We start from the raw sequence: 22,843 nt of genomic DNA on the forward strand, positions 1-22,843 counted from the left end.
GCCGCCTTAATGGCTGTTTTGCTGAATGATAGATTCAATCAAATCTTCTACCGCACTTTCATCATATTTAAGTGTATCAGTCGCAAATAACGTTTTTGGTTCTGATTTTTCTCGCAACATTGGGCCAGATGAATCTGCAATTCTTACTTTTGCCGTTGCAGAAAGACCAATTCGTAATGGTGTCTCAGCAAATTGTTGTGGATCTAATTTAATTCGCACAGGTACACGTTGCACCACCTTAATCCAGTTACCAGTGGCATTTTGTGAAGGCAAAAGAGAAAACGCATTGCCTGTCCCCATTTCAATACCATTTATCACGCCATCAAATTCTTTATTTTTACCGTATAAATCAAAATGAATTTTCACCGGCTGGCCAATACGCATATTCGTTAATTGGGTTTCTTTGAAGTTAGCTTCCAACCACATTTGCTCATTAGATACCACCGCCATTAACGCGCCACCCACTGAAACGGCTTGCCCAACCTGAGCATTACGACGCGCCACATAGCCATCAATTGGACTTCTAATTTTTGTACGTTGTAAATTCAACCAAGCCTGTTTGAGTGAACTCATTGCGTTCTGTATTTGCGGTTGTTGACGTAATGGAACGTTACTCAATAAAGCCTGATTGGCTGCTAATTGATTTCTAGAAGAATTTAAATTTGCTTTGGAAAGCTCGACGGCTTCTTTTGCGTGTTGGAAAGATTCTTTATCAATCGCGCCCATTTTTTCAAGTTGAACTCGGCGCGCCAAATTGCCTTGTGCTTGAGCTAAAGAAATTTCATTGGCGTGCACAGCTGATTGCAATTGTTGCACAGTGAAACCGAGTTGTTCTACCTGACGTACAGCATTGGCGAGATTGCTTTTTGCCTGTTCGAAACTAAGTTTCGCATTCGTATCATCCAATTCAACTAGAATATCACCTGCATGGACTTTATCCATATTGTCAGCATGAATCTTCGCTACATTACCCGCAACTTGTGATGACACCATCACTTGATTCCCCTCCACATAAGCATCTTCTGTTTCTTCAAAATCTTTCAAGAAGAAAAACCAATACAAAGCACAAGCAATACTAATAATAAGCAGGACAAGAATAAAAATGCTTAAGCTTTTTTTACGGTTAGTTTTATTTGATACAGATTTAGTTGATGGGTTTTCAGTTGCAGTTTGCGTCATAATGCCTTCCCTGATTTGGGATAATGTTTAAAAATGGGATATTTAAAACTATCAAAAATAAAATGAAAGGTCATTATGAAACTTTAAAAAGGGGAACTCAAGGGGAAATCATCATCTCTTTGTTTGCTAGATTAATGAATGTTCTAGAAGTATTGTTTCATTTATCTGATTTATTTTCGGGTAAGAATTAAAAATCGGCAATCATAGCGATTTTGTTCATCTGCCTTACGATATTCATCAAATTCAATTTCCCACTCCTCCCAATTTAATTGAGGGAAAAAAGTATCGCCATCTAGTTCTGTTTGAATTTGAGTAAGGTATAACTTGTCCGCTTGTGGCAAATATTGTTTGAATAACTCTCCCCCACCAAGCAGCATAATTTCATCAAAATCTCTGACAAAATAGACCGCACTTTCAAGGCTATCTTTCCATACCACGCCTTCTCGTTCAAAGGGCTGACGAGAAAGTACGATATTAGTGCGTTTAGGTAGCGGGCGACCAATACTTTCAAACGTTTTACGTCCCATGATGACAGGTTTACCAGTGGTGTTCTGACGAAACCAAGCTAAATCTGCAGGCAAGTGCCAAGGTATTTGGTTATCTTTACCAATTACACTATTTAATGTCGTCGCTACAATTAAACTAAATGTCATAAGTCCCCCTAAAATTTGCCGTTACTATACCTGATATTAAGTGATTTGTCATTGATTTAGTGATAACGTTAATACCAATTTTAAGAACTTGGGAAAGGACTATGAACAAAAAAACAATTGTTGTGAAATTCGGTACAAGCACGCTAACTCAGGGTTCGCCAAAACTGAATTCGCCACATATGATGGAAATCGTTCGTCAAATTGCAAAACTGCATAATGATGGATTTCGTATAGTGATCGTTACTTCTGGCGCTATTGCAGCGGGTCGCCATTATCTGAATCATCCTCAATTACCACCCACTATTGCCTCAAAGCAACTACTTGCAGCGGTTGGTCAAAGCCAATTAATTCAGGCTTGGGAAAAATTATTTGCTATTTATGATATTCATATCGGACAACTTTTATTAACTCGTGCCGATATTGAAGATCGCGAACGTTTTTTAAATGCGCGAGATACTTTACACGCACTTTTAGATAACCACATTATTCCTGTAATTAATGAAAATGATGCGGTGGCGACCGCAGAAATTAAAGTAGGCGATAATGACAATTTATCTGCCTTAGTCGCTATTCTTGTTCAAGCGGAACAACTTTATTTATTGACTGATCAACAAGGTTTATTTGATAGTGACCCGCGTAAAAATCCTGAAGCGAAATTAATTCCAGTTGTAGAACAAATCACGGATCACATTCGATCAATCGCTGGTGGCAGTGGGACGAATCTTGGCACTGGTGGAATGATGACTAAAATCATTGCAGCCGATGTTGCTACTCGCTCTGGAATTGAAACAATTATTGCACCAGGTAATCGCCCAAATGTGATCGCTGATCTTGCTTATGAACAAAATATTGGTACAAAATTTATTGCTCACCAATCTGATCGATTAGAAAGTCGTAAACAATGGCTTTTCGCTGCGCCATCTGCAGGTATTATCACTGTTGATGAGGGGGCCCAAAACGCTATTCTTGAACAAAATAAATCCTTATTACCCGCGGGCATTGTTAACGTGGAAGGACGTTTTTCGCGTGGTGAAGTAGTCAAAATACGCACTCAATCGGGTAAAGATATTGCACTAGGTATGCCACGCTATAACAGCGATGCCCTACAATTAATTAAGGGTCGAAAATCAGCAGACATTGAAAATGTTTTAGGCTATGAATATGGCGCGGTGGCAATGCATCGTGATGATATGATTATTTTGTAATAATCCTTAATGAAAAAATCCCAACTAATTGCACCGCACTTTTAGTTGGGATTTTTTTATTTCAATAATAGAGATTTAACGTATCAAGATAACTCAACAACGTTAGATCAGCATTACATACCAATCACAACGCAATCTGCCACACTTTTGGCTTTACTTTGCGCTTGCACTGCAGCATCTCGACTAGCAAAGCCACCTACACGAACACGGTTCCATTCACCATTCACTTGTACTTGTGCATTTAACCCAGTCATTGATAAGCGTCCTTGCAAATTTTCAGCTTGCGCTCTGTTTTTGAAAGCGCCACATTGTAAACCGAATTTTTTACCACCGTTCAAATTATCTGTAGTTTTAGATTGTTCAACCTTTTTAGCTGCCTCAATTTTTGGTTGTTCTTGTTTTTGTGTAGATTCAGGTTGCACTGTTTCTGTTTTTACTGCTTCAGGCTTTTTCGCTTGCTCTACTTTTGGCGTAGCTTGCACTTGTTGAGCTTTCGCTGTTTCTACCGCACGTTGTTGCTCCGCTAATTTACGCGCCTCTTCCGCTGCTTGTTGTTCTTTTTCCATTTGAACTAGAACTTGGCGTTGTTCTTCGGTTAAGCGCATATTTTGCTCTACGCTTGTAGGTTTATTATCAACAGGAACAGTTCGAGTTTCTAAGGCTTTGATATAACTCCAAACTTCCTCCGGGCGATTAGGTAAGACACTTTTAGGTTGCGTTTTTTCTTGTTGTGTAGCAACCTGTTGCACTACAGCTTCGCTATTTTTATTTTTCAACAAATAAAGCCCTACGCCAAAAGCCAACACAATGACTAAAGCGAGGATGATCAGAATATTCTTATTCTTTTTTGTTTTTTTCTTATTATTTGAACCGCGACGTGCGGCAAAATCTCGGTGAGCCACAATAAATTCCTAAATTTTAAGTAATATTTTAGTAATTCAACAAAACTTGCTAAGTTTACTGAAAAATAGGCTTTAAATAAAGACTAACATCAATAGATTATCGTGTATAAACACAAAATAAAAATACCGCACTTATTAGCTAAGCGCGGTATTTTTTCACAATATTTTGAAAAAATTATTTCTCGTCTTTGAATCCTGACTCAACGCCACTCATATCTGGTAGTTGGTGTGCAATACCTTTGTGACAGTCGATACAAGTTTTACCTTCAGTCTTCATTTTTTCATGCATACGTGCAGCCACAGAACGTTGATCGTTGAAGTTCATACGATCTACTTTATGACAGTTACGGCATTCTTTAGAATCGTTAGCTTTCATACGAGCCCATTCGTTTTCAGCCATTTCTAAACGATGTGCGTTGAATTTTTCTAAGGTATCCACTTTTCCAGTATAGTGAGCAAATACTTCCTTCGCCGCAACAATTTTACGTTTCATTTTTGCACCAAATTCGTGTGGTACGTGACAATCTGGACAACTTGCCCCCACACCAGTACGAGTTTGATAATGCACGCTATGCAAATATTCTGGATAAGCATCTTGGGTATGGCAGCTCGCACAGAACTGCTCAGTGTTAGTTTTCTCTAGACCATAGTTAAAACCCACCCAAGAAAGGATACCGCCAATAGCCGATAAGATAATAATCGTACCTATCGCCATACGGCTTGGTTTTCTAAACCATTGCCAGAAACGCTTTAAGATATTTGGTTTTTTCTCAGACATATAGACCTCTTAAATTAGTTTCCGTAACCTTTCATCGGTTTGAAATCATTTGGAACAATCGGATCTACGTTTGATTGAGAAACGTGACATTGTAAACAGAAATAACGACGTGGCGATGAGCTTGAACCCACTTTACCATCACGATCCATAAAATGAGTTGGGCTGATTCGAGTTGCACCACTCAAACGAGAATTTTCTGGGCTGTGACAATTTAAACATTGGTTCGCATTTTTTGTCACTTGATAATTTGCAACACTATGTGGAACCATTGGAGGCTGGTTTACATAGTTTAATGCTGGTAATTCACTTTGACGCGGTGCATTATGAAATGCTGGAGCAATATTTTCTGCCGCTTGAGTTAAATCTTTTCCCACTGCTGGTGCATCAGATGCCATCAGTGAGCCAGCAAAAAGTGCGGTAAATAATCCCGCTAAAATTTTAGATACCTGTTTAGTCATATTAATCACTCCCCTGAATGATCGAATCTGGTCGAAAATTTAAAAACTTTTTCAGCGCAAACGTCAATACAACGTCCGCAGCTGATGCAATCTTTGGAAAGCACAAGTAGGCTTTCATCTTTTTTTCCATGTAAAGGTGAACGTAACACTTGGGCTTCGGGACAAACATTGTAACAATCCATACAATTATCGCATTTAGCACGATCAATCACTTTGATACGGATTAAACTTTTTGCGCCAATCACACCATAAGCAGCACCAATTGGGCAAAGGTGTCCACACCAGCCATGTTCTGCAATCAATAAATCAAAAAGAAAAATAATAAGCAATAGCCAGCCTGTTGCACCAAAGCCAAATATAAAGGCACGGCCAAGTGCAGCCACTGGATTAACCCACTCCCAAAGCAACATTCCGCTTACGCAACTGCCTAGTAAAATAAGCGCAAGAATGCCATAACGTAAACCGCGCGAAATTTTTGCCGTTTGGCGAATGCCTAACTTACGGCGTAGCCACGCAGCACAGTCCGTCACAACATTTAGTGGGCATACCCAACCACAAAACACTTTACTGCCGAGTACTGCGTAAAATAACACAATAATTGCAGAACCAATTAAGGTTAGAGCATCTGGTAAATGTCTTGCAGCCAAGCTTTCAGCGGTAATTAACGGGTCACTTAATGGAATAGTATCGAGCAATAAGCTTCCACTATAATTACCTTTTAAAATCCACACGCCAAAATAAGGTCCGCTTAAAAACATGGCAAGAATGCTAAGTTGGCTTAATCGACGCCAAAACAAAAAGCGGTTTGCATACCACCAGCCCCATTTTTCTTGAGCCTCTTTCCCTGCAAATTTTGGTGCATTTGCCATTATTTGCCACTCCCTAAAATAGGCGCAAGCACGGGTTCTGCTGGTTCAGGCATTATTGTAGTTCCCTCTGGCGTTCGAGTTGGCAACGAAATCATATCTTTAGGCGCAAGAGAATGACCAGCTTTCGCTTTTTCTTCCCAACCTAAACGATAATGTTTACCTAACATACCTTTTGCAAGATCCATTGGTAAAATTTTAATCGCTGCTTCTTCTAACACACAAGCTTGCTCACATTTCCCACATCCGGTACAGGCATCAGAATGTACTGTTGGAATAAATAACGCATGCTTATCAGAACGTGGATTATGTTGTTTTTCCAATGTAATCGCTTTATCGATTAATGGACAAACTCGATAACAAACATCACAACGTAATCCTTGCCAGTTCAAGCAAGTTTCGTGGTCTAACAGTACTGACAGCCCCATACGCGACTCATTAATATTTGTCGCATTGCGATCAAGCGCACCAGTTGGACAAGCATGAGCACAAGGAATGTCAGGGCACATTTCGCAAGGTTTATCACGCGCAATAAAATACGGTGTTCCCGCTTCTACTGACGATAATAAAGATGCTAAATGCAGCATGTCATAAGGACAGGCTTGAACACATTGCCCACAACGAATACAAGCGGCAGAAAACGCTTTCGCATCTTGCAAAGCAAACGGCGGGCGTAATGGCACACCTTCACGAGCAAGACTTTGATTTTGCTGCAATCCCAACAAAATCCCAACACCAGCTAAACCACCCGCAGTACGGGTTGCTTCTTTGAGAAATTTTCTACGTTCAGGATTGAGAGCTGGTTTCTTCATTTTCTTTTTAGATTTTAACCGCACTTTCATCTTCCTCTTTTATTGATAGGGGAAAATAAAGTGCGGTTGATTTTTACATGGTTTTTACGCAGCCTTTTCCACTTTTACCGCACATTTTTTGAAGTCGGTTTCTTTTGAGATTGGGTCTGTCGCATCTAGCGTTAAGCTATTTGCAAGCTGACCTGCATCAAAGAAAGTGGTAAATACTAAGCCACGAGGTGGTTTATTACGTCCGCGAGTATCTAAGTAAGAAATCATTTCGCCTCGACGGGATGAAATCTTAATTTTATCGCCATGGCGTAAACCACGAGCTTCAGCATCCAATGGGTGCATCCAAACAAGGTTGTTTGGCATAGCACGGTGTAATTCAGGCACACGGCGAGTCATAGTACCAGTATGCCAATGCTCTAGAACACGACCGGTAGATAACCACAAGTCATATTCTTTATCTGGAGACTCAGCTGCAGGCTCATAAGGTACCGCAAGAATAATCGCTTTCTTGTCTGGATAACCGTAGAATGCCACACCTTCACCTTCTTTAACGTACGGATCGTAGCCTTCACGGTAACGCCATAAGGTTTCTTTACCTTCGACAACCGGCCAGCGTAAACCACGCGCTTTGTGATACATTTCAAACGGAGCCAAGTCATGACCATGACCACGACCAAATTCAGCATATTCTTCAAATAAACCTTTGTGTACATAGTAACCGAAGTGTTCTGATTCGTCGTTTAATTGACCTTCAGCAAGTTCGCTTAACGGGAATTTATCTACTTGACCATTTCTGAAGAGCACATCATATAAAGTTTTACCTCTATATTCAGGCATTTGTGCAAGTAATTCTTCTGCCCACATTTCATCAGTCGTGAAGTATTTTGCAAACTCCATTAATTGCCATAAGTCTGATTTTGCTTCACCTGGTGCTTTTACTTGTTGACGCCAGAATTGAGTACGACGTTCCGCATTACCGTAAGCACCTTCTTTTTCTACCCACATTGCAGTTGGAAGAATTAAGTCAGCAGAAAGTGCGGATACAGTTGGGTAAGGATCGGATACAACAACAAAGTTGCCTTCTTTACGCCAGCCTGGTAAACGATCTTGATTAATGTTTGGACCAGCTTGCATATTGTTGTTACACATTTGCCATAGCACATTCATTTTGCCGTCGTTCATTGCACGGTCTTGTGCAATTGTGTGCAAACCAACTTTTTCAGAAATAGTACCTTTTGGTAATTTCCAAATACGTTCCGCTGTTTCACGGTGTTTAGGATTAGTTACCACTAAGTCTGCTGGTAAACGATGAGGGAATGAACCTACTTCACGCGCAGTACCACAAGCAGACGGCTGACCAGTTAATGAGAATGGTCCACAACCTGGAATTGAGATTTTTCCAGTAAGTAAATGAATATTGTAGATTAATTGGTTTACCCACACACCACGTGTATGTTGGTTAAAGCCCATTGTCCAGTAGGAAACCACTTTCTTCGTTGGATCAGCATAAAGTTTCGCTAAAGTTTCTAGCTGAACTTTATCTAACCCAGACATTTTCGATACTTTTTCCACTGTATATTCTGAGACAAGTTGCTTTAATTCTTCAAAAGAAGAATCGTGCATTTTCCCAGCTGTTTTACGATTCGTGTCTTTTTCTAACGGATGCTCTGGACGTAAACCATAGCCAATATTCGTTTCTCCGCGTTTAAATTTAGTATGTTTATTAACAAAATCCCAATTAATCGCATTATTTTGAATAAGATAATTGATGATGTAGTTCATAATTGCCAAATCAGTTTGCGGTGTAAATATCAAACCGTGATCAGCAAGTTCAAAACTACGATGTTCGTAAGTAGAAAGCACAGTAACACGAACATCAGGATTAGAAATACGGCGATCAGTAATACGCGACCACAAAATTGGGTGCATTTCCGCCATATTTGATCCCCAAAGAACAAAAGCATCTGCCTGTTCAATATCATTATAACAACCCATTGGTTCATCCATACCAAAAGTACGCATAAATGCAACCGCTGCAGATGCCATACAGTGACGCGCATTCGGGTCTACGTTGTTAGAACGAAAACCTGCTTTCCAAAGTTTGTTCTTCGCATAGCCCTCCCAAATGGTTGATTGTCCAGAAGTGAACATACCCACTGCATTTTGCCCGTTCTTTTTGAACGCGTCTTTGAATTTCTCAGCCATTGTTTTGAACGCAAAATCCCAAGAAACAGGCGCAAAATCGCCGTTCTTATCAAATTTTCCGTTTGTCATACGTAAAAGCGGCTGCGTTAAACGGTCTTTACCGTACATAATTTTCGGTAAGAAGTAACCTTTAATACAGTTTAAACCACGGTTTACTTCTGCATCTGGATCGCCTTGAGATGCCACAACACGTCCATCTTTAGTACCCACTAATACTGCACAACCGGTACCACAGAAACGACATACTGCTTTGTCCCATTTAATTTCGGATTCAGCCGCAACCACATTTTTGACTGGGATGGTTAGCCCCGCAGCCGTTGCCGCAGCTACAGCTGCGTTGGCTTTCATAAAGTCTCGACGACTTAAACTCATCGCGTTTCCCCCACGTTAAACACTGATTTATTATTAAATGTAAACTTTTTTTACACACCTATAAGGCAGTAGCCTTGCGATAAAAGACAAAAACTTTTCTTTTATCTTTTAAGCATTTCCCTTGCTTACAAGAGAATAAAGGTATTGTTATAGTAATTTATTTCTTCTGCTCGTCTTGCTCGTGATACACCAATGACACATTAATAACACCATCAATGTCTTTCACGCTTTCCATATTATCTAGCAGAATATGTTGATCATGCGATTGCATCACTACGACCATCTTTCCAAATTTTTCATCAAAAGTTGGAATTTCAGTATGCTCAATCGCTAAAAGTGCGGTTCGAATTGCCGCAAATTTTTCCGGATTACCTTGAACAATTAGCCCAACAACATGCCAATCTTTTGCGCTTTCCGGAGATAAATTTGTATTACTCATTTTGTTTTAGATAACTAATTTTAATCGCATTCACCGGACAGCCCTGTAAACAAGCCCCACAGCCGTTACAAACATCCGTATTCACTAAAGGCTGCGCCACTCCGCCCATTTGCAGACGAAAACTAATTGCTCTCATCGGGCAACTGTCTTGGCAAGAACGGCACTCAATGCGATGTTGGCTTAAACAAGCCATGCCAATTTCGATTTTGTGTAACCAAGGTTTTTCATCGCGAGAATGAAAAATAGGTTGTTTACACACATCTACGCATTTTCCACAAAAAGTACATTCGCCATTATCAAAACGAACTTCAGGAAAGCCTCCATCGCCTTTCACCAAAATATTGGTTTCACAGACAGAAAGACAATCACCACAGCGCGTACATTGCTCCACAAAAATGGAATTTTCAACAGCCCAAGGTGGGCGAATTCCATCAACGCCTTGTTTTTGCTCATTTTCTGAATGTAAAGACGTTAAGAATTTACCTCGTAAAAACTGTCTGCGGGGTAAGTTTTCAACGGTCATCGAGCGTGCCTTTTGTGAATAAATAAACAAATGCTTTTTTAAGGCGTAGGATTATGCGACGCAACAGTTACAATATAAACCACCCAAAATGGGTAGATCGTTAAATTATTGAGCTTTATTTGTGATAGATCAAAAAATCGAAAGTGCGGTGAATTTCGCTAATATTTTTAATAAAACAGCACAGCGATTTATGCCATGCTGTTTTTAAATCAAATTACTCTGCTTTTGCTGGATATTCCCACCAAATATCAAATAATTCGCTTACTTCAATTTGTTGCAAGCCATTGGTTTCTAACCATTTTTTCACTGTTTCACGGTGACTTTCATCGCATTTGCCAATTTTTTCTAGGCAAACTAAACCTTCCCAATGTAAATACCCGCTACCTTCATAAGCTAATCCATTTGGTTGAATCACTTCGTTAATAAAACGATCAACGATTTCATCTACAGTTTCAATCGCAGTACCTTCTGCAAATTGGAAATTTACAAGAAAACCCAGTTCTTGAAATTCCGCGAGATGAAGTTTTTTGCGTTGGCGTTGATTGTAAGATTTAGACATTGTATTTCTCCTATTAAGGTTATATTCAAACGCATATTTTATATTAAATTCATAAATTAGGTATTGGGTTTAGTTAAAATCCGCTTATTTCTTCACAAAATATAAATCCCAAACACCGTGTCCAAGTTTGTAACCTCTGGCTTCAAATTTAGTTAAAGGTCTAAAATCTGGTCTTGGAATATAATCGCCATTTTTCGAGGTATTCACTAAATCGGTATTCGCGCTTAATACTTCTAGCATTTGCTCTGCATAATTTTCCCAGTCTGTTGCCATATGGATAAAACCATTTCCAGCTAATTTTTGCACAACTTGTGCCACAAAGTGCGGTTGAACAATACGACGTTTATAATGTTTTGCTTTATGCCAAGGATCAGGAAAAAATAATTGCAAACCGCCAAGCGCACCATCAGCAATACTGTCACGTAAAATTTCCGTTGCATCATGACAGATCACGCGTAAATTCGTTACGCCTTTTTCCACTGCATAAGCAATACAAGCACCAACACCTGGAGTATGAACTTCAATACCAAGGTAATTTTTGTCGGGATTAGCGAAAGCCATATCCACGAGCGATTTTCCCATCCCAAAGCCAATTTCTAATACAACTGGATTATCATTGTCATAAATCTTCGCAAAATCAAAAGGTTCCGTTTGATAATCTAAACCAAGTGTTCCCCAGTTATCATTCATCATGTTTTTCTGAAATTCGCTCAAACGACCAGTGCGGAGAACAAAACTACGGACTTTGCGTTTATAGCGGCCATCTTCGGTAAATTCTGCGGTTTCAACGGTTTTACGTTTTTGATCGGCAAAAGTTTGTGTCATAAAAATCTTGTTCGTGAAAAAAATTGGCGGCGATTATACCAATTTTTCTCGTATAATAGGGCAAATTTTTTCCCAAGGTTGATTATGAAAATTGTCCGAGTGGCACTGGCTGTGCCGCTTCCTCGTTTATTTGATTATTTCGTCCCCGATGATGTTTCATTACAAATCGGGATGCGTGTTCTTGTACCTTTTGGTACGCAAAAACGCGTAGCGATTGTGGCTGATTTTCCGACAAAATCGGACGTGCCAGAGGATAAGCTCAAAGCCATTCTTCAACCATTAGATTTAGCACCGCTCTTTACCCCAATTTATTGGGATTGGCTTCATTGGGCTGCAAATTATTATCATGCGGGATTAGGCGATGTGTTATTTCAAGCCTTGCCTGTGAAATTGCGTAACGGCGAAAGTACGGTGAAAAATGACCGCACTTTTTGGCGAATTATGGATGAGGGGAAAAATGCGCTTGAACAAGGCCTGTTAAAACGCTCGAAAAAGCAAGTTGAAGCCCTACAATGCTTATCTGAAGCTGATCTTGAAAAAGGCAATAATAATTTTTCTTCTGCTATTTGGTCAGCCTTAAAAGCCAAAGGGTTTATTGAGGAAATTACCATCCAAACAAAGCCCCTAAGCTGGCAACAAAACTTAGGCGATAACCCAATTATCAATGCTGAAAATCGTTTAACCTTAAATAAGCAGCAAGCCTTAGCGTTTAGTCAATTGCTCTTTCATTCTGGTTTCAATGTATGGCTGCTCGATGGGGTGACGGGTTCAGGTAAAACAGAAATTTATCTGCAATATATTGAAGAAATTTTAAAATCGGGTAAGCAAGTATTAGTGCTTGTACCCGAAATCGGTCTAACTCCACAAACGGTGCACCGTTTCAAAGCGCGTTTCAACGTAGAAATTGATGTGCTACATTCTAATTTAACCGATACGCAACGGCTTTATGTATGGGATCGCGCGCGTTCGGGACAAAGTGCCATTGTGATTGGCACAAGATCGGCATTGTTCACACAATTTTCTAATCTTGGTGCAATTATTTTGGACGAAGAACAGGACGCGTCTTACAAACAGCAAGACAGCTGGCGTTATCACGCAAGGGACTTGGCGATTGTACTGGCTCAAAAACTAAATATTGCGGTATTAATAGGTTCTGCCACGCCAAGTTTAGAAAGTATTAATAATGTACAAAACGGCAAATACCAACATTTAGTTTTATCAAAAAGAGCGGGAAATTCTACCGCACTTCGTCATTTCGTCATTGATTTGAAAAATCAAAACATACAAAACGGGCTTTCAAAACCCTTATTAGAACGAATGAAAGCTCACCTCGAAAAAGGCAATCAAGTATTGCTTTTCTTGAATCGTCGTGGCTTTGCGCCCGTATTGCTTTGCCATGAATGTGGTTGGATTGCACAATGCCCTCATTGTGAAAAACCTTATACCTATCATCAGCATCAAAATGTATTGCGTTGTCATCATTGTGGCGCTCAGAAAACTATTCCTCGACAATGTGGTGATTGCGGATCGACTCATTTAGTCACCACAGGTCTCGGCACGGAACAATTAGAAGAAACCTTGAAAATGCTATTTCCTAATTATTCTGTGGCTCGAATCGACCGCGATAGCACTGCGCGTAAAGGAAAATTGGAAGGTTATTTAGAAGATATTCAACAAGGCAAAAGTCAAATTTTGATTGGCACACAAATGCTGGCGAAAGGACATCATTTTCCGAATGTTACCCTCGTTGCCTTAGTGAATGTAGATAGCGCATTATTTTCACTAGATTTTCGTGCAGAAGAACGTTTAGCTCAACTTTATATTCAAGTTGCTGGACGAGCTGGACGTGCCGATAAACAAGGCGAAGTCGTGCTACAAACACATTATCCTGATCACCCTTTGCTTACCACGTTATTAGCGAATGGCTACCAAGCTTTTGCAAAAGAAACCTTACAATTACGCCATTCAATGGGATTGCCACCTTTCACTTTTCAGGCATTATTTAAAGCACAGGCTCGCCATTCTGAGCTTGCAGAAAATTGCTTAAGCCAGGTTGCAGATTTTTTTCAATCGAAGCAAATCACGGGATTACAAATGCTTGGCCCAATGCCTGCACCGTTCAGCAAAAAAGCAGGGCAATATCGCTGGCAGTTATTATTGCAGCATCCTTCAAGAATGACGTTGCAAAAAGCATTAAGAGAATATCAACACGCCGAACTTGAAAGAAACAGCCAAGTGCGGTTAATTTTGGATGTCGATCCGCAAGACTTATCATAAAAAATGCGGTGAAAATTCACCGCACTTTCTCTATAAAATCTATTTAAAATCTTCGACATCCCCCAATAGACAGGCATATTTCGCCGTATTGGGGCTCGACTCCAAGGCAATTTTTAATGCCATCGTCAAAGGAACAGACAGTAGCATTCCCACGGTTCCAAGCAGCCATCCCCAAAACAATAATGAAAGAAACACCACTAAGGTTGAAAGCCCTAATCGTTTCCCCATCATTTTAGGCTCAATAATGTTACCGACAACCATATTGATCGCAATAACACCGATTGCCACGCCAAAGCCAACACCAAAACCATTTAGTAATAAGGCTTGCACAATAATTGGAATAGCTGCGATGATTGAACCAATATTCGGAATATAATTCAGCAAGAAACTCAAGGTTGCCCACAAAATGGCATATTGAACCCCACAGGCTTCCAACAAAATAAAAATACCAACGCCAGTAAGCAAACTCGTGATACTTTTAATGCCAAGATAACCAATTACGCCTTGTAAAACGCGGTCAATATGGCGTTCTTCTTTGGCGGCATCATGAGGGGTGGAACTAATCACCATAGCAAATTTATGTTTCATCGTTGGTGCTTCAGCAAGCATAAAAATCACGACCAACACCAAAACAAACACATTACTCACCACACCAGAGAAATTCAACAATACTCGGCTCACAAAATTCATAATGATGCTTGGGTCAAAATTTTCTTGGATGGTTTCACGCGAAAGCGTGAAAGGCAGATTGAAACCTTGCAACAATTCAGTTAAATCACTCACGCGTTGTGAAAGCAAAACTTTATATTGTGGAATAGATTGGGTAAATTCTCTTGCAGTGCTGTTAATCAGCCCGACTAATAAGAAAAACACCAAAGAAATCAAGACGAAAAGCAAAGTAATGGCCAACCAATGAGGAATTCGGCGTTGCGTCATCGCCTTAATCATCGGTGAACAAATTATCGCGATAAATAGCGATAGCAAGAATGGCACCACAATTTCTGCCGCCAATGCAACGCCAGCTAAGATAATAATCACCGAAGCAATGCCACGCAAAGTGCGGTGTAAATTTAAATTATTTTGCACTAAATCGCCTCCTCGTTTTCTTCGCCCGTGCGAATGCGGATCGCTCGTTCAACGTTATAAACAAAAATTTTGCCGTCACCGATTTTACCTGTTTGTGCCGTTTCAATAATCGCTTCAATACATTGTTCCACAAGCTCATCGGGAACTACCACTTCCAATTTCACTTTCGGCAGAAAGTCCACCATATATTCCGCACCACGATAAAGTTCTGTATGACCTTTTTGGCGACCAAATCCACGCACTTCCGTGATTGTCATACCTGAAATACCCATATCTGAAAGACTTTCTCGCACATCGTCTAATTTAAACGGTTTGATCATTGCTTCGATTTTTTTCATGCTATTTCTCCAGATTTTCACGTCTTGCGGATTTAGGACGGAAACTTTCAATGATTTCAGGCTTGGTATCAATATATAAGCCGTTAATCAGTTGCAAACAATAAGGCACCGCACTAAAAATGCCTTTTACAAGCACATTTCCTTCTTTATCTTTCACGCCCTCTAAGGTTTCTTTAATCGCTTTAGGCTGACCCGGAAGATTTAAAATCAAGCTTTCCTTACGAATCACGCCCACTTGACGGGATAAAATTGCGGTGGGCACAAACTGCAAACTCACTTGACGCATTTGTTCGCCAAAACCTGGCATTTCTCGATCCGCTACAGCAAGGGTGGCATCAGGCGTCACATCGCGTTTTGCTGGCCCTGTTCCACCAGTTGTCAGCACTAAATGGCAACCTTGTTCATCCACTAGCTCTTTTAATGTTTGTTCAATAACTGGCTGCTCATCGGGGATTAATCTTGTTTCCAAATGGAAAGGATCGACAAGTGCTTGTTCTAACCAAGCCTGTAATTCTGGGATACCTTGATCTTGATATACGCCTGCAGATGCACGATCAGAAACAGACACAAGACCAATTTTTAAAAGTGCGGTCATATTTTTCCTTATTTTTATAAATGATTTTGACGTGATTGGATAAATCAAAAATACGGTAAAAACTTACCGCACTTTGGAAGGGCTAGAAGAATAAAATTCCGCCCCAAACGATACCGACAATACAAAGGGCAATAAATACCGATGCAGAGCCTTGATCTTTCGCACGCCCTGAAAGTTCGTGGCGTTCTGTACCAATGCGATCAACAACTGCCTCTACCGCACTGTTTAAAAGTTCTAACGCCATCACAAGCAAAACAGAAGAAATCATCAATATAATTTCAATTTTTGTTTCGCCTAAAAAGAAAGTAAGAGGAATTAAAATGCAGGCTAAAAAACATTCGTGGCGAAAAGCCGTTTCATTTTTAAACGCACTTTTTAAGCCTTGTAATGAATATTTCGTGGAATTGATTAAATGGGTTAGCCCCGTCGTTTTATACATAAATTTTCCTATTTTTATAAACGCTTCGCTTCGATAACATCATCTAATTTTGCTAATCGAGCCAATATTTTACTCAAACTTTCAACATTATGAAGTTCAATTTCCATATCAATGGTAGCAAGCTGTTTTTTGGTATCAGCACGGCTTGAGACCCCTAATACGCTAATTTTTTCATTTGCCAGAACCGTCGTAATATCACGTAATAAGCCATTGCGATCGCCTGCCACAATACGGATATTAATATGGAAACCACTTGCGTAATTTTCGCCCCAAATTGATTCCACTACGCGTTCTGGATGAGCCGCTTGCAAATCTAAGAATTGTTCACAATCCGCTCGGTGAATAGAAATACCACGTCCCATTGTAATATAGCCAACAATCGCATCGCCTGGTATCGGCTGACAGCAACGCGCAATATGATGCATAAGATTGCCCACACCCTCCACAATCACATAGCCATTTTTTTTCTCAGATTTCTGCTGAGAATTCACCGCACTTTTGTTAGCAACATGACGCAAAATCTCTTGATCAGCCTCTTCAGCGGTCACTTTAATCAATTTACTTTGCAAGAAATTGATTAAGTTATTTAAACGAATATCGCCACTGCCAATGCCAGCATAAAGATCGTCCAAATTTTTCAAGTTATAGCGCGGTAACACATAAGGTTCCACTTGCTTAATACTTAAATTTAAACGCGCTAATTCATTATCGAGTAATTCTTTACCCGCTGGAATATTTTTATCACGATCTTGTTTTTTAAACCATGCTTGAATTTTGGCGCGAGATTTTGCAGTGTGAGTAAATCCTAAATTTGGGTTTAGCCAGTCACGGCTCGGGTTCGGATTTTTCTGGGTAATAATATCGATTTGATCACCCATTTGTAGCTGATAGGTAAATGGCACAATACGTCCCGCTACTTTTGCCCCGATGCAGCGATGACCAATTTCACTATGAATTGCATAAGCAAAATCTAATGGTGTAGATCCCGTTGGCAAATCCACTACTTCGCCTTTTGGCGTAAACACATACACGCGGTCATCAAACACTTGGCTACGCAACTCTGCCATCACTTCGCCTGAATCCGTAATATCATCTTGCCAAGCTAGCAATTTGCGTAACCATGCAATTTTTTCTTCGTAGGCAGACATACTGCCTGTATTGCCTTCTTTATATTTCCAGTGAGCCGCCACCCCTAACTCTGCATCATCATGCATTTGTTGAGTTCGAATTTGCACTTCAATTGGCTTGCCGCCTTTACCTAAAACAACAGTATGAATAGATTGATAACCATTCGGTTTAGGATTCGCGACATAATCGTCAAATTCTTTGGGTAAGTGTTTAAATTGAGTATGAACAATCCCAAGTGCGGTATAACAATCTTGCAATTTTTGCACGATAATTCTGACCGCTCTTACATCATATAAACCACTGAACTCAAGATGCTTTTTCTGCATTTTGCGCCAAATGCTATAAATATGTTTCGGACGACCATAGACTTCCACTTGCTCGATATTTTCACGTAAATAACCGCTCAACTCACTGACGAAATCAGCAATGTAATGTTCACGATCGAGACGACGTTCCTGCAATAATTTAGCAATAGCGCGATATTGTTCCGGATGGAGATAACGGAAGCAGTAATCCTCTAACTCCCATTTCAACTGACCAATCCCAAGACGATTGGCAAGAGGGGCGTAAATATTAGAACATTCTTTGGCGGCAAGAACTTTGTCTTCCTCTGCACAACGATGCTCTGCATCACGCAAGAAAGTAATACGTTCGGCAAGTTTAATAATCACGCAGCGGAAATCATCCACCATCGCCAGCAACATACGGCGAACATTATCCACTTGTAAGGCATTAGCGGAATGGCTGGCATTGAGTTGGCGGATGTTATCCATCTCCAACACGCCTTTAAGCAATTTAGTGATTTTCGCACCAAACTTTTCTTTTAGACTTTCCCAGTCTGTTAATTTATTTGCAACGATAGGAAACAACATTGCAGTAAGCAAGGTTTCCGCATCCATATTAAGTTCGTGCAAAATTTCTACCATTTCCACGCCAGACTGGAGCATCAAGGTAGCATTCTTCATTTCATCGGGATGTGTGCTCATTAAGTCACGTGCGTAATACCACGCATCGATCAAACTTTTTTCTGTTTGTTCTGCCAGTTTTAAGCCAGCGCACCATTGTTCAATCACAAAATCCTGCGGATTTAACAAATGAGAACCACGAACAGCAACCATAACACCCCCTTGTTAATGAAAAGAAGTCGCTTCCTGCCACTTTTATTTTGGGTTGAGATTGTACCGAATAACCGAGTTATTTTGTAGTGAATAACGTTATCGATTCCACATATCGTATATACACTAATATATCAACATTTGTTTTTATATAAATTTATATCATGATACATCATCAATTTCATAGCTTTAATGGCTAGTCAAAACTAGCAATCATATCTGATTACTCTTTTTTTTCGAATAATATTTTCTTCAACTCCTCTATAGCCTTATCTAATTCTAAATATTTTATCAATTCCTCTGATGTGAGCTTATCCTTGATTTTAAGTAAATTTTCCTTTGCATTAATCAATTGACTAATTTTCCATATTTCCTTCATCGGCCGTATATCAAACCTAAACGCATTCTTATACATATATTCTCCAACATTTGTATAGAATTCAATATTACCATCTTTATCTCTGCCTAAATGTAAGTCATACTCTTTTAATGCCGGATCTACAAATCCAACATTTCCATCATTGGGTTTATCTTTATTTTTTGTTGGCCATTTGCCAAGTTTCTTTCTATTGCATGTGAAACAAGAATATACTAAATTTGAATAATCAAGTTTTCTACTTGAATCTATTCTATCTGGAACGAAATGATCTGGTTCAAAACCTTTTGTTGTAACCTCTTCAGGTTTACCACAATAACCGCATATATGTTTAAAGTCTTCTCTCAACTGAGGAACATATTTTTTATAGTCATTTTCTTGATTTACACCAATGCTTCTACTAATTTCATTTTCTCCATGTATTCGCATAACTTTTACCTGTTTTCGACTTTCTCTACCAAAATATTTACTCTTCCAAGTATTTCATCAATTTTCTGATTAACTTCGCTACTTAAAAGCTGAATTGGCAAGTCATCTACTTCACCATATGCGCGTAATAATTTATACAGATCTATAAATTGTTCCTCTTCTATTGCTGATATAGAACCATTTTTCTTTGCTTTGAGCAGTTCCTCATAGTCGATATGATATTTACGTAACCTATTTTCAAAAACATCAACAGCCTGTTTGATTTTTTTTACAAATTCTTCTATATCATCTGCAGCTAAAACATTTCTATCTTCAATCAAATTTATAATTACTAAATTCTCACGTATTGATTCTTCAGGGTAATTAGTTAATATTAAGCATGGTAAATCAGGGACTTTCGCATTTATGTAAGCAATTAATTCAGTTCCCAAAAACTTAAATTTATTGTTAAGTTTATAGTCTATAATAAAACATTTAATACCATTAGATAAAAGCCACTCTATCATTTCTGGCATTTCAGTAATGCCATTTGGATATAGTAATTCAATATCTTTTCTTGCTAAACGTACTCGATAATCCTCATATGAATCTTGATCATCATCAATAAATCCTATTCTATACATGTCAGTCCTCCACTTCTATTTCTTTATTAATTTTATAGTGGCATAGAATCCAGAAGTATATTTCGAATTATCGGATAAATCTATACTTCCATTATAGTCAGCAACAGTTCTATTTATAATCCACATCCCCATACCAGTGCCAATAGTTTCTCCCATTTCATTTCTTCTATCACTTTCCATAGGTTCTAATATTTTCCTTGGATTATTTTTATAGGCAAGAGATAACCCTCGTCCAGAATCGCTGTATTTGATAATAATTTCTTTTTCTAAGTCAGATACTACAATTTTTATACTCTTATTGTCTGAAAAATAGGATTCAAAAGAACTAACACTATTAGCAATCAGATTACTAAAAATGCTTTCAATATCATAAGGAAAACATTTTAATTGTATTTCTGATCCTTGAAATTCTAAATCTATTGAAACGTTTTTAAGTGTTTCTTTCCATAACTTTACAGTCTGTGATATCAGAAGATTTAAATCTGTTTTTTTCATAGTTCTTTTATCACGTGTTACAGAACCTATTGTTACCTTGAACCATGAATTTAATGATTCTCTCATTACATTAGCTTCAGTTACATATTTTAACCCAGCTTGCAAGTCACTATCTAATTCCAAAGCTTCTTTAGCCATAACAATCTTTCTGCTTAGCTTATGAGTTATATCTTTAATTTCGTGGACATAAGTGTTAGTGACTATACCCGTTGTAGCTAATGTTCTTAGCAATCTATTCTCATCTTCTAAGTTTCTAATAACTGTATCTTTATGATCTAAAACAATTTTAGCCTCTTCTGGATTTATTGAGATTTTAGATAATTGTAGCTCTTGATTAAAATCCTTGCTATCACTTAAAAATTTCTTCTCTTCTCTTGCTGCTTTTGCTTCTTCTGCCTTCTTATTAATTTCATCTTGTATCCTTGCAGCTTCCATTATTTTATCATAGCGAGCATCTAACTTACGAAAAACATATTGTCTGTCTTTTTCAAATTCCTGAATCACATTAATTAAAAATTCTTTTAACAATATGAATTCCTTTGTTTCTACAATACCTTCTCTGTTGGATTGATCTGGTAATGTAATATTCATACGAGAAATAAAAATTGATCCAATTATTTGATCAGTATTAACACGCCATGCGCCTGTTTGGTGGGAAGGTGCAGCAGGGGATTTGTTTTTTCTACCCGCTATCAGTAGCCAATCATAATCAGATGTTTTAGGTTCTCCATAAGGCCTCACCCTAAAACCATCTCTATATATTTTAATTCCTCCAAAAATATCGCTTTTAATATTACGATTATTAGATGTTTTGTAGAAATATCTTTCTGCATCTGTTTTGGAATAAGTCACCTTTTCAAAATACAAAACTCCAGAAAATTCTCCTATCGTATTTTTCAACTGCTCCCCACGTTTTGGTAACATCTGCGCAAAGTTTGTTTCTATACAAATACATTTTCCTTTAAAATACTGTTCATCTTCTGAGGTGAATTCAGCTTGTGTAATTATTTCATCAAATCTATCTCCAAAGTCAAATTCATTTCTATGTATCTCAATATGAGTGTCTCCATCACTTAGAACATTAAATCTGATTTTATAATCATAAGAAAAAGCATTTGTAATATTTAATACCTCCGCATCTTCGGCAGAACTTTTTTCATCAAAAAAATATACTTGAAATTCATTTTTCATTTCATATGGTATTAATGTTATTAAATCGTCCTTGATTTTTTTTATAACATTATCATTCCATGAGTCTCTTAAAGAAGTTAACCTAAAAATAGTTCCCGTGTTTTTTAAGTTATTTAATATTATATTTTTTACTTCGTAATTTATAACTTCATCAAGAAACCCATCTATTGATAAAGTTGGTTCATATAAATCTGCTGTTACATCTGTAATATTATCACTCTTTGAAAAATCCTCCCAATCAACCTTCCAAATTAACTTTCCTTCCGCAGAAACAGTAAACATTTCACATGTATCAGATATCCTGTCTAAAGCAAACCTTCCAATTCCTTTTGCTCCAGTTTGTACTCGACCTGATTTACTAATAAATTGTTTCTTTTTTGTCGATCTTCCAATAGTCATCCAATGTTTTATAATGACATCCTTTGTCATACCGCAGCCATTGTCTGTGATATATAACGAATTAGTTGTTTTTTCATAATACAAGACACAAATCGTAGCATCTGCATCATATGTGTTTTTAACTAATTCAATTATGGCACCGTTTAATTTTGATACATTTTCTCGTCCTATTAAACGAGCTGTATAAGCATCTACATTGAATGATATCTTCGCCATGGTTATTTCCCTTCCTAATCCAAAGTATATTCAAAATTCATAACATCTCTTGCTGTAATCCTCATTGTTGTTCCACTAGCATTAATCCCTATATCATAAACATAATTTAAAAAATCATCACTTTTCAAAATCTTTTCTGCAATTTCTAATGACAAATCTCCTTTTTGATATATACATATCCCAGAATATGGAACTTGATTTCGAGAAATGTGATGTATTTTAACTTCTTCTGTTATCAAAGTAGATAACAATAACTTTTCTTGATTAAGACGACTTAATGCCTGTGATCTTCCAAACTCAAACCATTTTGCATTTTCATCTTTATCACGCTTATTTAATTTTTCAATAAAAAATTTTAAATAGCTGTAT

22 protein-coding genes and 1 pseudogene are annotated in these 22,843 nt (G+C 38.3%); 2 read left to right on the top strand and 21 right to left on the bottom strand.

Annotated features, from left to right (window positions below; genetic code table 11):
- Positions 1–6 precede the first annotated feature (6 nt).
- Positions 7–1,179, bottom strand: coding sequence for an EmrA/EmrK family multidrug efflux transporter periplasmic adaptor subunit (locus GG9_RS02515; RefSeq protein WP_005632132.1), 1,173 nt, complete (start codon positions 1,177–1,179; stop codon positions 7–9).
- Between the two features lie 170 nt (positions 1,180–1,349).
- Entirely contained in the window at positions 1,350–1,832 is a 483-nt protein-coding gene (gene folA, locus GG9_RS02510; protein ID WP_005632134.1) for a type 3 dihydrofolate reductase, read from the bottom strand.
- A 101-nt stretch (positions 1,833–1,933) separates the two neighbouring features.
- Here folA and proB point away from each other — a divergent pair, with 101 nt between their 5' ends.
- Positions 1,934–3,037, top strand: coding sequence for a glutamate 5-kinase (proB, locus tag GG9_RS02505; protein WP_005632136.1), 1,104 nt, complete (start codon positions 1,934–1,936; stop codon positions 3,035–3,037).
- 113 nt (positions 3,038–3,150) lie between these two features.
- Here proB and ftsN read toward each other — a convergent pair whose 3' ends face one another.
- The 10 genes from ftsN to trmB all read right to left on the bottom strand — a co-directional run bounded on the left by ftsN (position 3,151) and on the right by trmB (position 11,767).
- Positions 3,151–3,939, bottom strand: a complete 789-nt coding sequence (ftsN, locus tag GG9_RS02500; protein ID WP_005632138.1) for a cell division protein FtsN — start codon at positions 3,937–3,939, stop codon at positions 3,151–3,153.
- 175 nt (positions 3,940–4,114) lie between these two features.
- On the bottom strand, positions 4,115–4,717 hold the full coding sequence (locus GG9_RS02495) for a cytochrome c3 family protein (protein WP_005632140.1): 603 nt from the start codon (positions 4,715–4,717) through the stop codon (positions 4,115–4,117).
- A 14-nt stretch (positions 4,718–4,731) separates the two neighbouring features.
- On the bottom strand, positions 4,732–5,175 hold the full coding sequence (locus GG9_RS02490) for a nitrate reductase cytochrome c-type subunit (RefSeq protein ID WP_005632144.1): 444 nt from the start codon (positions 5,173–5,175) through the stop codon (positions 4,732–4,734).
- Between the two features lie 5 nt (positions 5,176–5,180).
- On the bottom strand, positions 5,181–6,044 hold the full coding sequence (gene napH, locus GG9_RS02485) for a quinol dehydrogenase ferredoxin subunit NapH (protein WP_005632147.1): 864 nt from the start codon (positions 6,042–6,044) through the stop codon (positions 5,181–5,183).
- Positions 6,044–6,883 carry a ferredoxin-type protein NapG gene (gene napG, locus GG9_RS02480; RefSeq protein ID WP_005632149.1) on the bottom strand — a complete coding sequence of 280 codons (840 nt, stop codon included), beginning with the start codon at positions 6,881–6,883 and terminating at the stop codon, positions 6,044–6,046. Before napG ends, napH begins: the two co-directional genes overlap by 1 nt.
- 54 nt (positions 6,884–6,937) lie before the next feature.
- A complete protein-coding gene (gene napA / locus GG9_RS02475; RefSeq protein WP_005632153.1) occupies positions 6,938–9,421 on the bottom strand; it encodes a nitrate reductase catalytic subunit NapA in 2,484 nt (827 codons plus the stop codon).
- 157 nt (positions 9,422–9,578) lie between these two features.
- On the bottom strand, positions 9,579–9,860 hold the full coding sequence (locus GG9_RS02470) for a chaperone NapD (protein ID WP_005627031.1): 282 nt from the start codon (positions 9,858–9,860) through the stop codon (positions 9,579–9,581).
- Positions 9,853–10,383 (bottom strand): ferredoxin-type protein NapF, encoded by a 531-nt coding sequence (napF, locus tag GG9_RS02465; RefSeq protein WP_005632156.1) that lies wholly within the window; start codon positions 10,381–10,383, stop codon positions 9,853–9,855. Before napF ends, GG9_RS02470 begins: the two co-directional genes overlap by 8 nt.
- Before the next feature lie 214 nt (positions 10,384–10,597).
- Positions 10,598–10,942: a YggL family protein gene (locus tag GG9_RS02460; protein WP_005632159.1), complete on the bottom strand. Its 345-nt coding sequence runs from the start codon at positions 10,940–10,942 to the stop codon at positions 10,598–10,600.
- Positions 10,943–11,026: 84 nt separating this feature from the next.
- Entirely contained in the window at positions 11,027–11,767 is a 741-nt protein-coding gene (gene trmB / locus GG9_RS02455) for a tRNA (guanosine(46)-N7)-methyltransferase TrmB (RefSeq protein ID WP_005632161.1), read from the bottom strand.
- 84 nt (positions 11,768–11,851) lie between these two features.
- Here trmB and priA point away from each other — a divergent pair, with 84 nt between their 5' ends.
- Entirely contained in the window at positions 11,852–14,044 is a 2,193-nt protein-coding gene (gene priA / locus GG9_RS02450; protein WP_005632164.1) for a primosomal protein N', read from the top strand.
- 39 nt (positions 14,045–14,083) lie between these two features.
- Here the strand turns inward: priA and GG9_RS02445 are convergent, their stop codons facing one another.
- The 9 genes and pseudogenes from GG9_RS02445 to GG9_RS0108850 form a co-directional block, all read right to left on the bottom strand.
- Complete coding sequence (locus tag GG9_RS02445; protein ID WP_005632169.1) at positions 14,084–15,130, bottom strand: AI-2E family transporter; 1,047 nt, start codon at positions 15,128–15,130, stop codon at positions 14,084–14,086.
- Positions 15,130–15,468: a nitrogen regulatory protein P-II gene (glnB, locus tag GG9_RS02440; protein WP_005632171.1), complete on the bottom strand. Its 339-nt coding sequence runs from the start codon at positions 15,466–15,468 to the stop codon at positions 15,130–15,132. The genes GG9_RS02445 and glnB overlap by 1 nt, the downstream gene beginning before the upstream one ends.
- A 1-nt stretch (position 15,469) precedes the next feature.
- Entirely contained in the window at positions 15,470–16,063 is a 594-nt protein-coding gene (gene mog, locus GG9_RS02435) for a molybdopterin adenylyltransferase (RefSeq protein WP_005632173.1), read from the bottom strand.
- 82 nt (positions 16,064–16,145) lie between these two features.
- Positions 16,146–16,502, bottom strand: coding sequence for a diacylglycerol kinase (locus GG9_RS02430; RefSeq protein WP_005632174.1), 357 nt, complete (start codon positions 16,500–16,502; stop codon positions 16,146–16,148).
- Between the two features lie 14 nt (positions 16,503–16,516).
- Positions 16,517–18,748 carry a GTP diphosphokinase gene (gene relA, locus GG9_RS02425; protein WP_005632176.1) on the bottom strand — a complete coding sequence of 744 codons (2,232 nt, stop codon included), beginning with the start codon at positions 18,746–18,748 and terminating at the stop codon, positions 16,517–16,519.
- Positions 18,749–18,968: 220 nt separating this feature from the next.
- Positions 18,969–19,550 carry an HNH endonuclease gene (locus tag GG9_RS02420; RefSeq protein WP_005632178.1) on the bottom strand — a complete coding sequence of 194 codons (582 nt, stop codon included), beginning with the start codon at positions 19,548–19,550 and terminating at the stop codon, positions 18,969–18,971.
- 5 nt (positions 19,551–19,555) lie between these two features.
- Positions 19,556–20,173, bottom strand: a complete 618-nt coding sequence (locus GG9_RS02415; RefSeq protein ID WP_005632180.1) for a hypothetical protein — start codon at positions 20,171–20,173, stop codon at positions 19,556–19,558.
- 15 nt (positions 20,174–20,188) lie between these two features.
- On the bottom strand, positions 20,189–22,474 hold the full coding sequence (locus tag GG9_RS02410) for a sensor histidine kinase (RefSeq protein ID WP_005632182.1): 2,286 nt from the start codon (positions 22,472–22,474) through the stop codon (positions 20,189–20,191).
- A gap of 14 nt (positions 22,475–22,488) precedes the next feature.
- A pseudogene (locus GG9_RS0108850) lies at positions 22,489–22,843 on the bottom strand (Eco57I restriction-modification methylase domain-containing protein); the annotation flags it as partial.

This window comes from Haemophilus haemolyticus M19501 (assembly GCF_000222025.1).
Classification (GTDB): Bacteria; Pseudomonadota; Gammaproteobacteria; order Enterobacterales; family Pasteurellaceae; genus Haemophilus; species Haemophilus haemolyticus_G.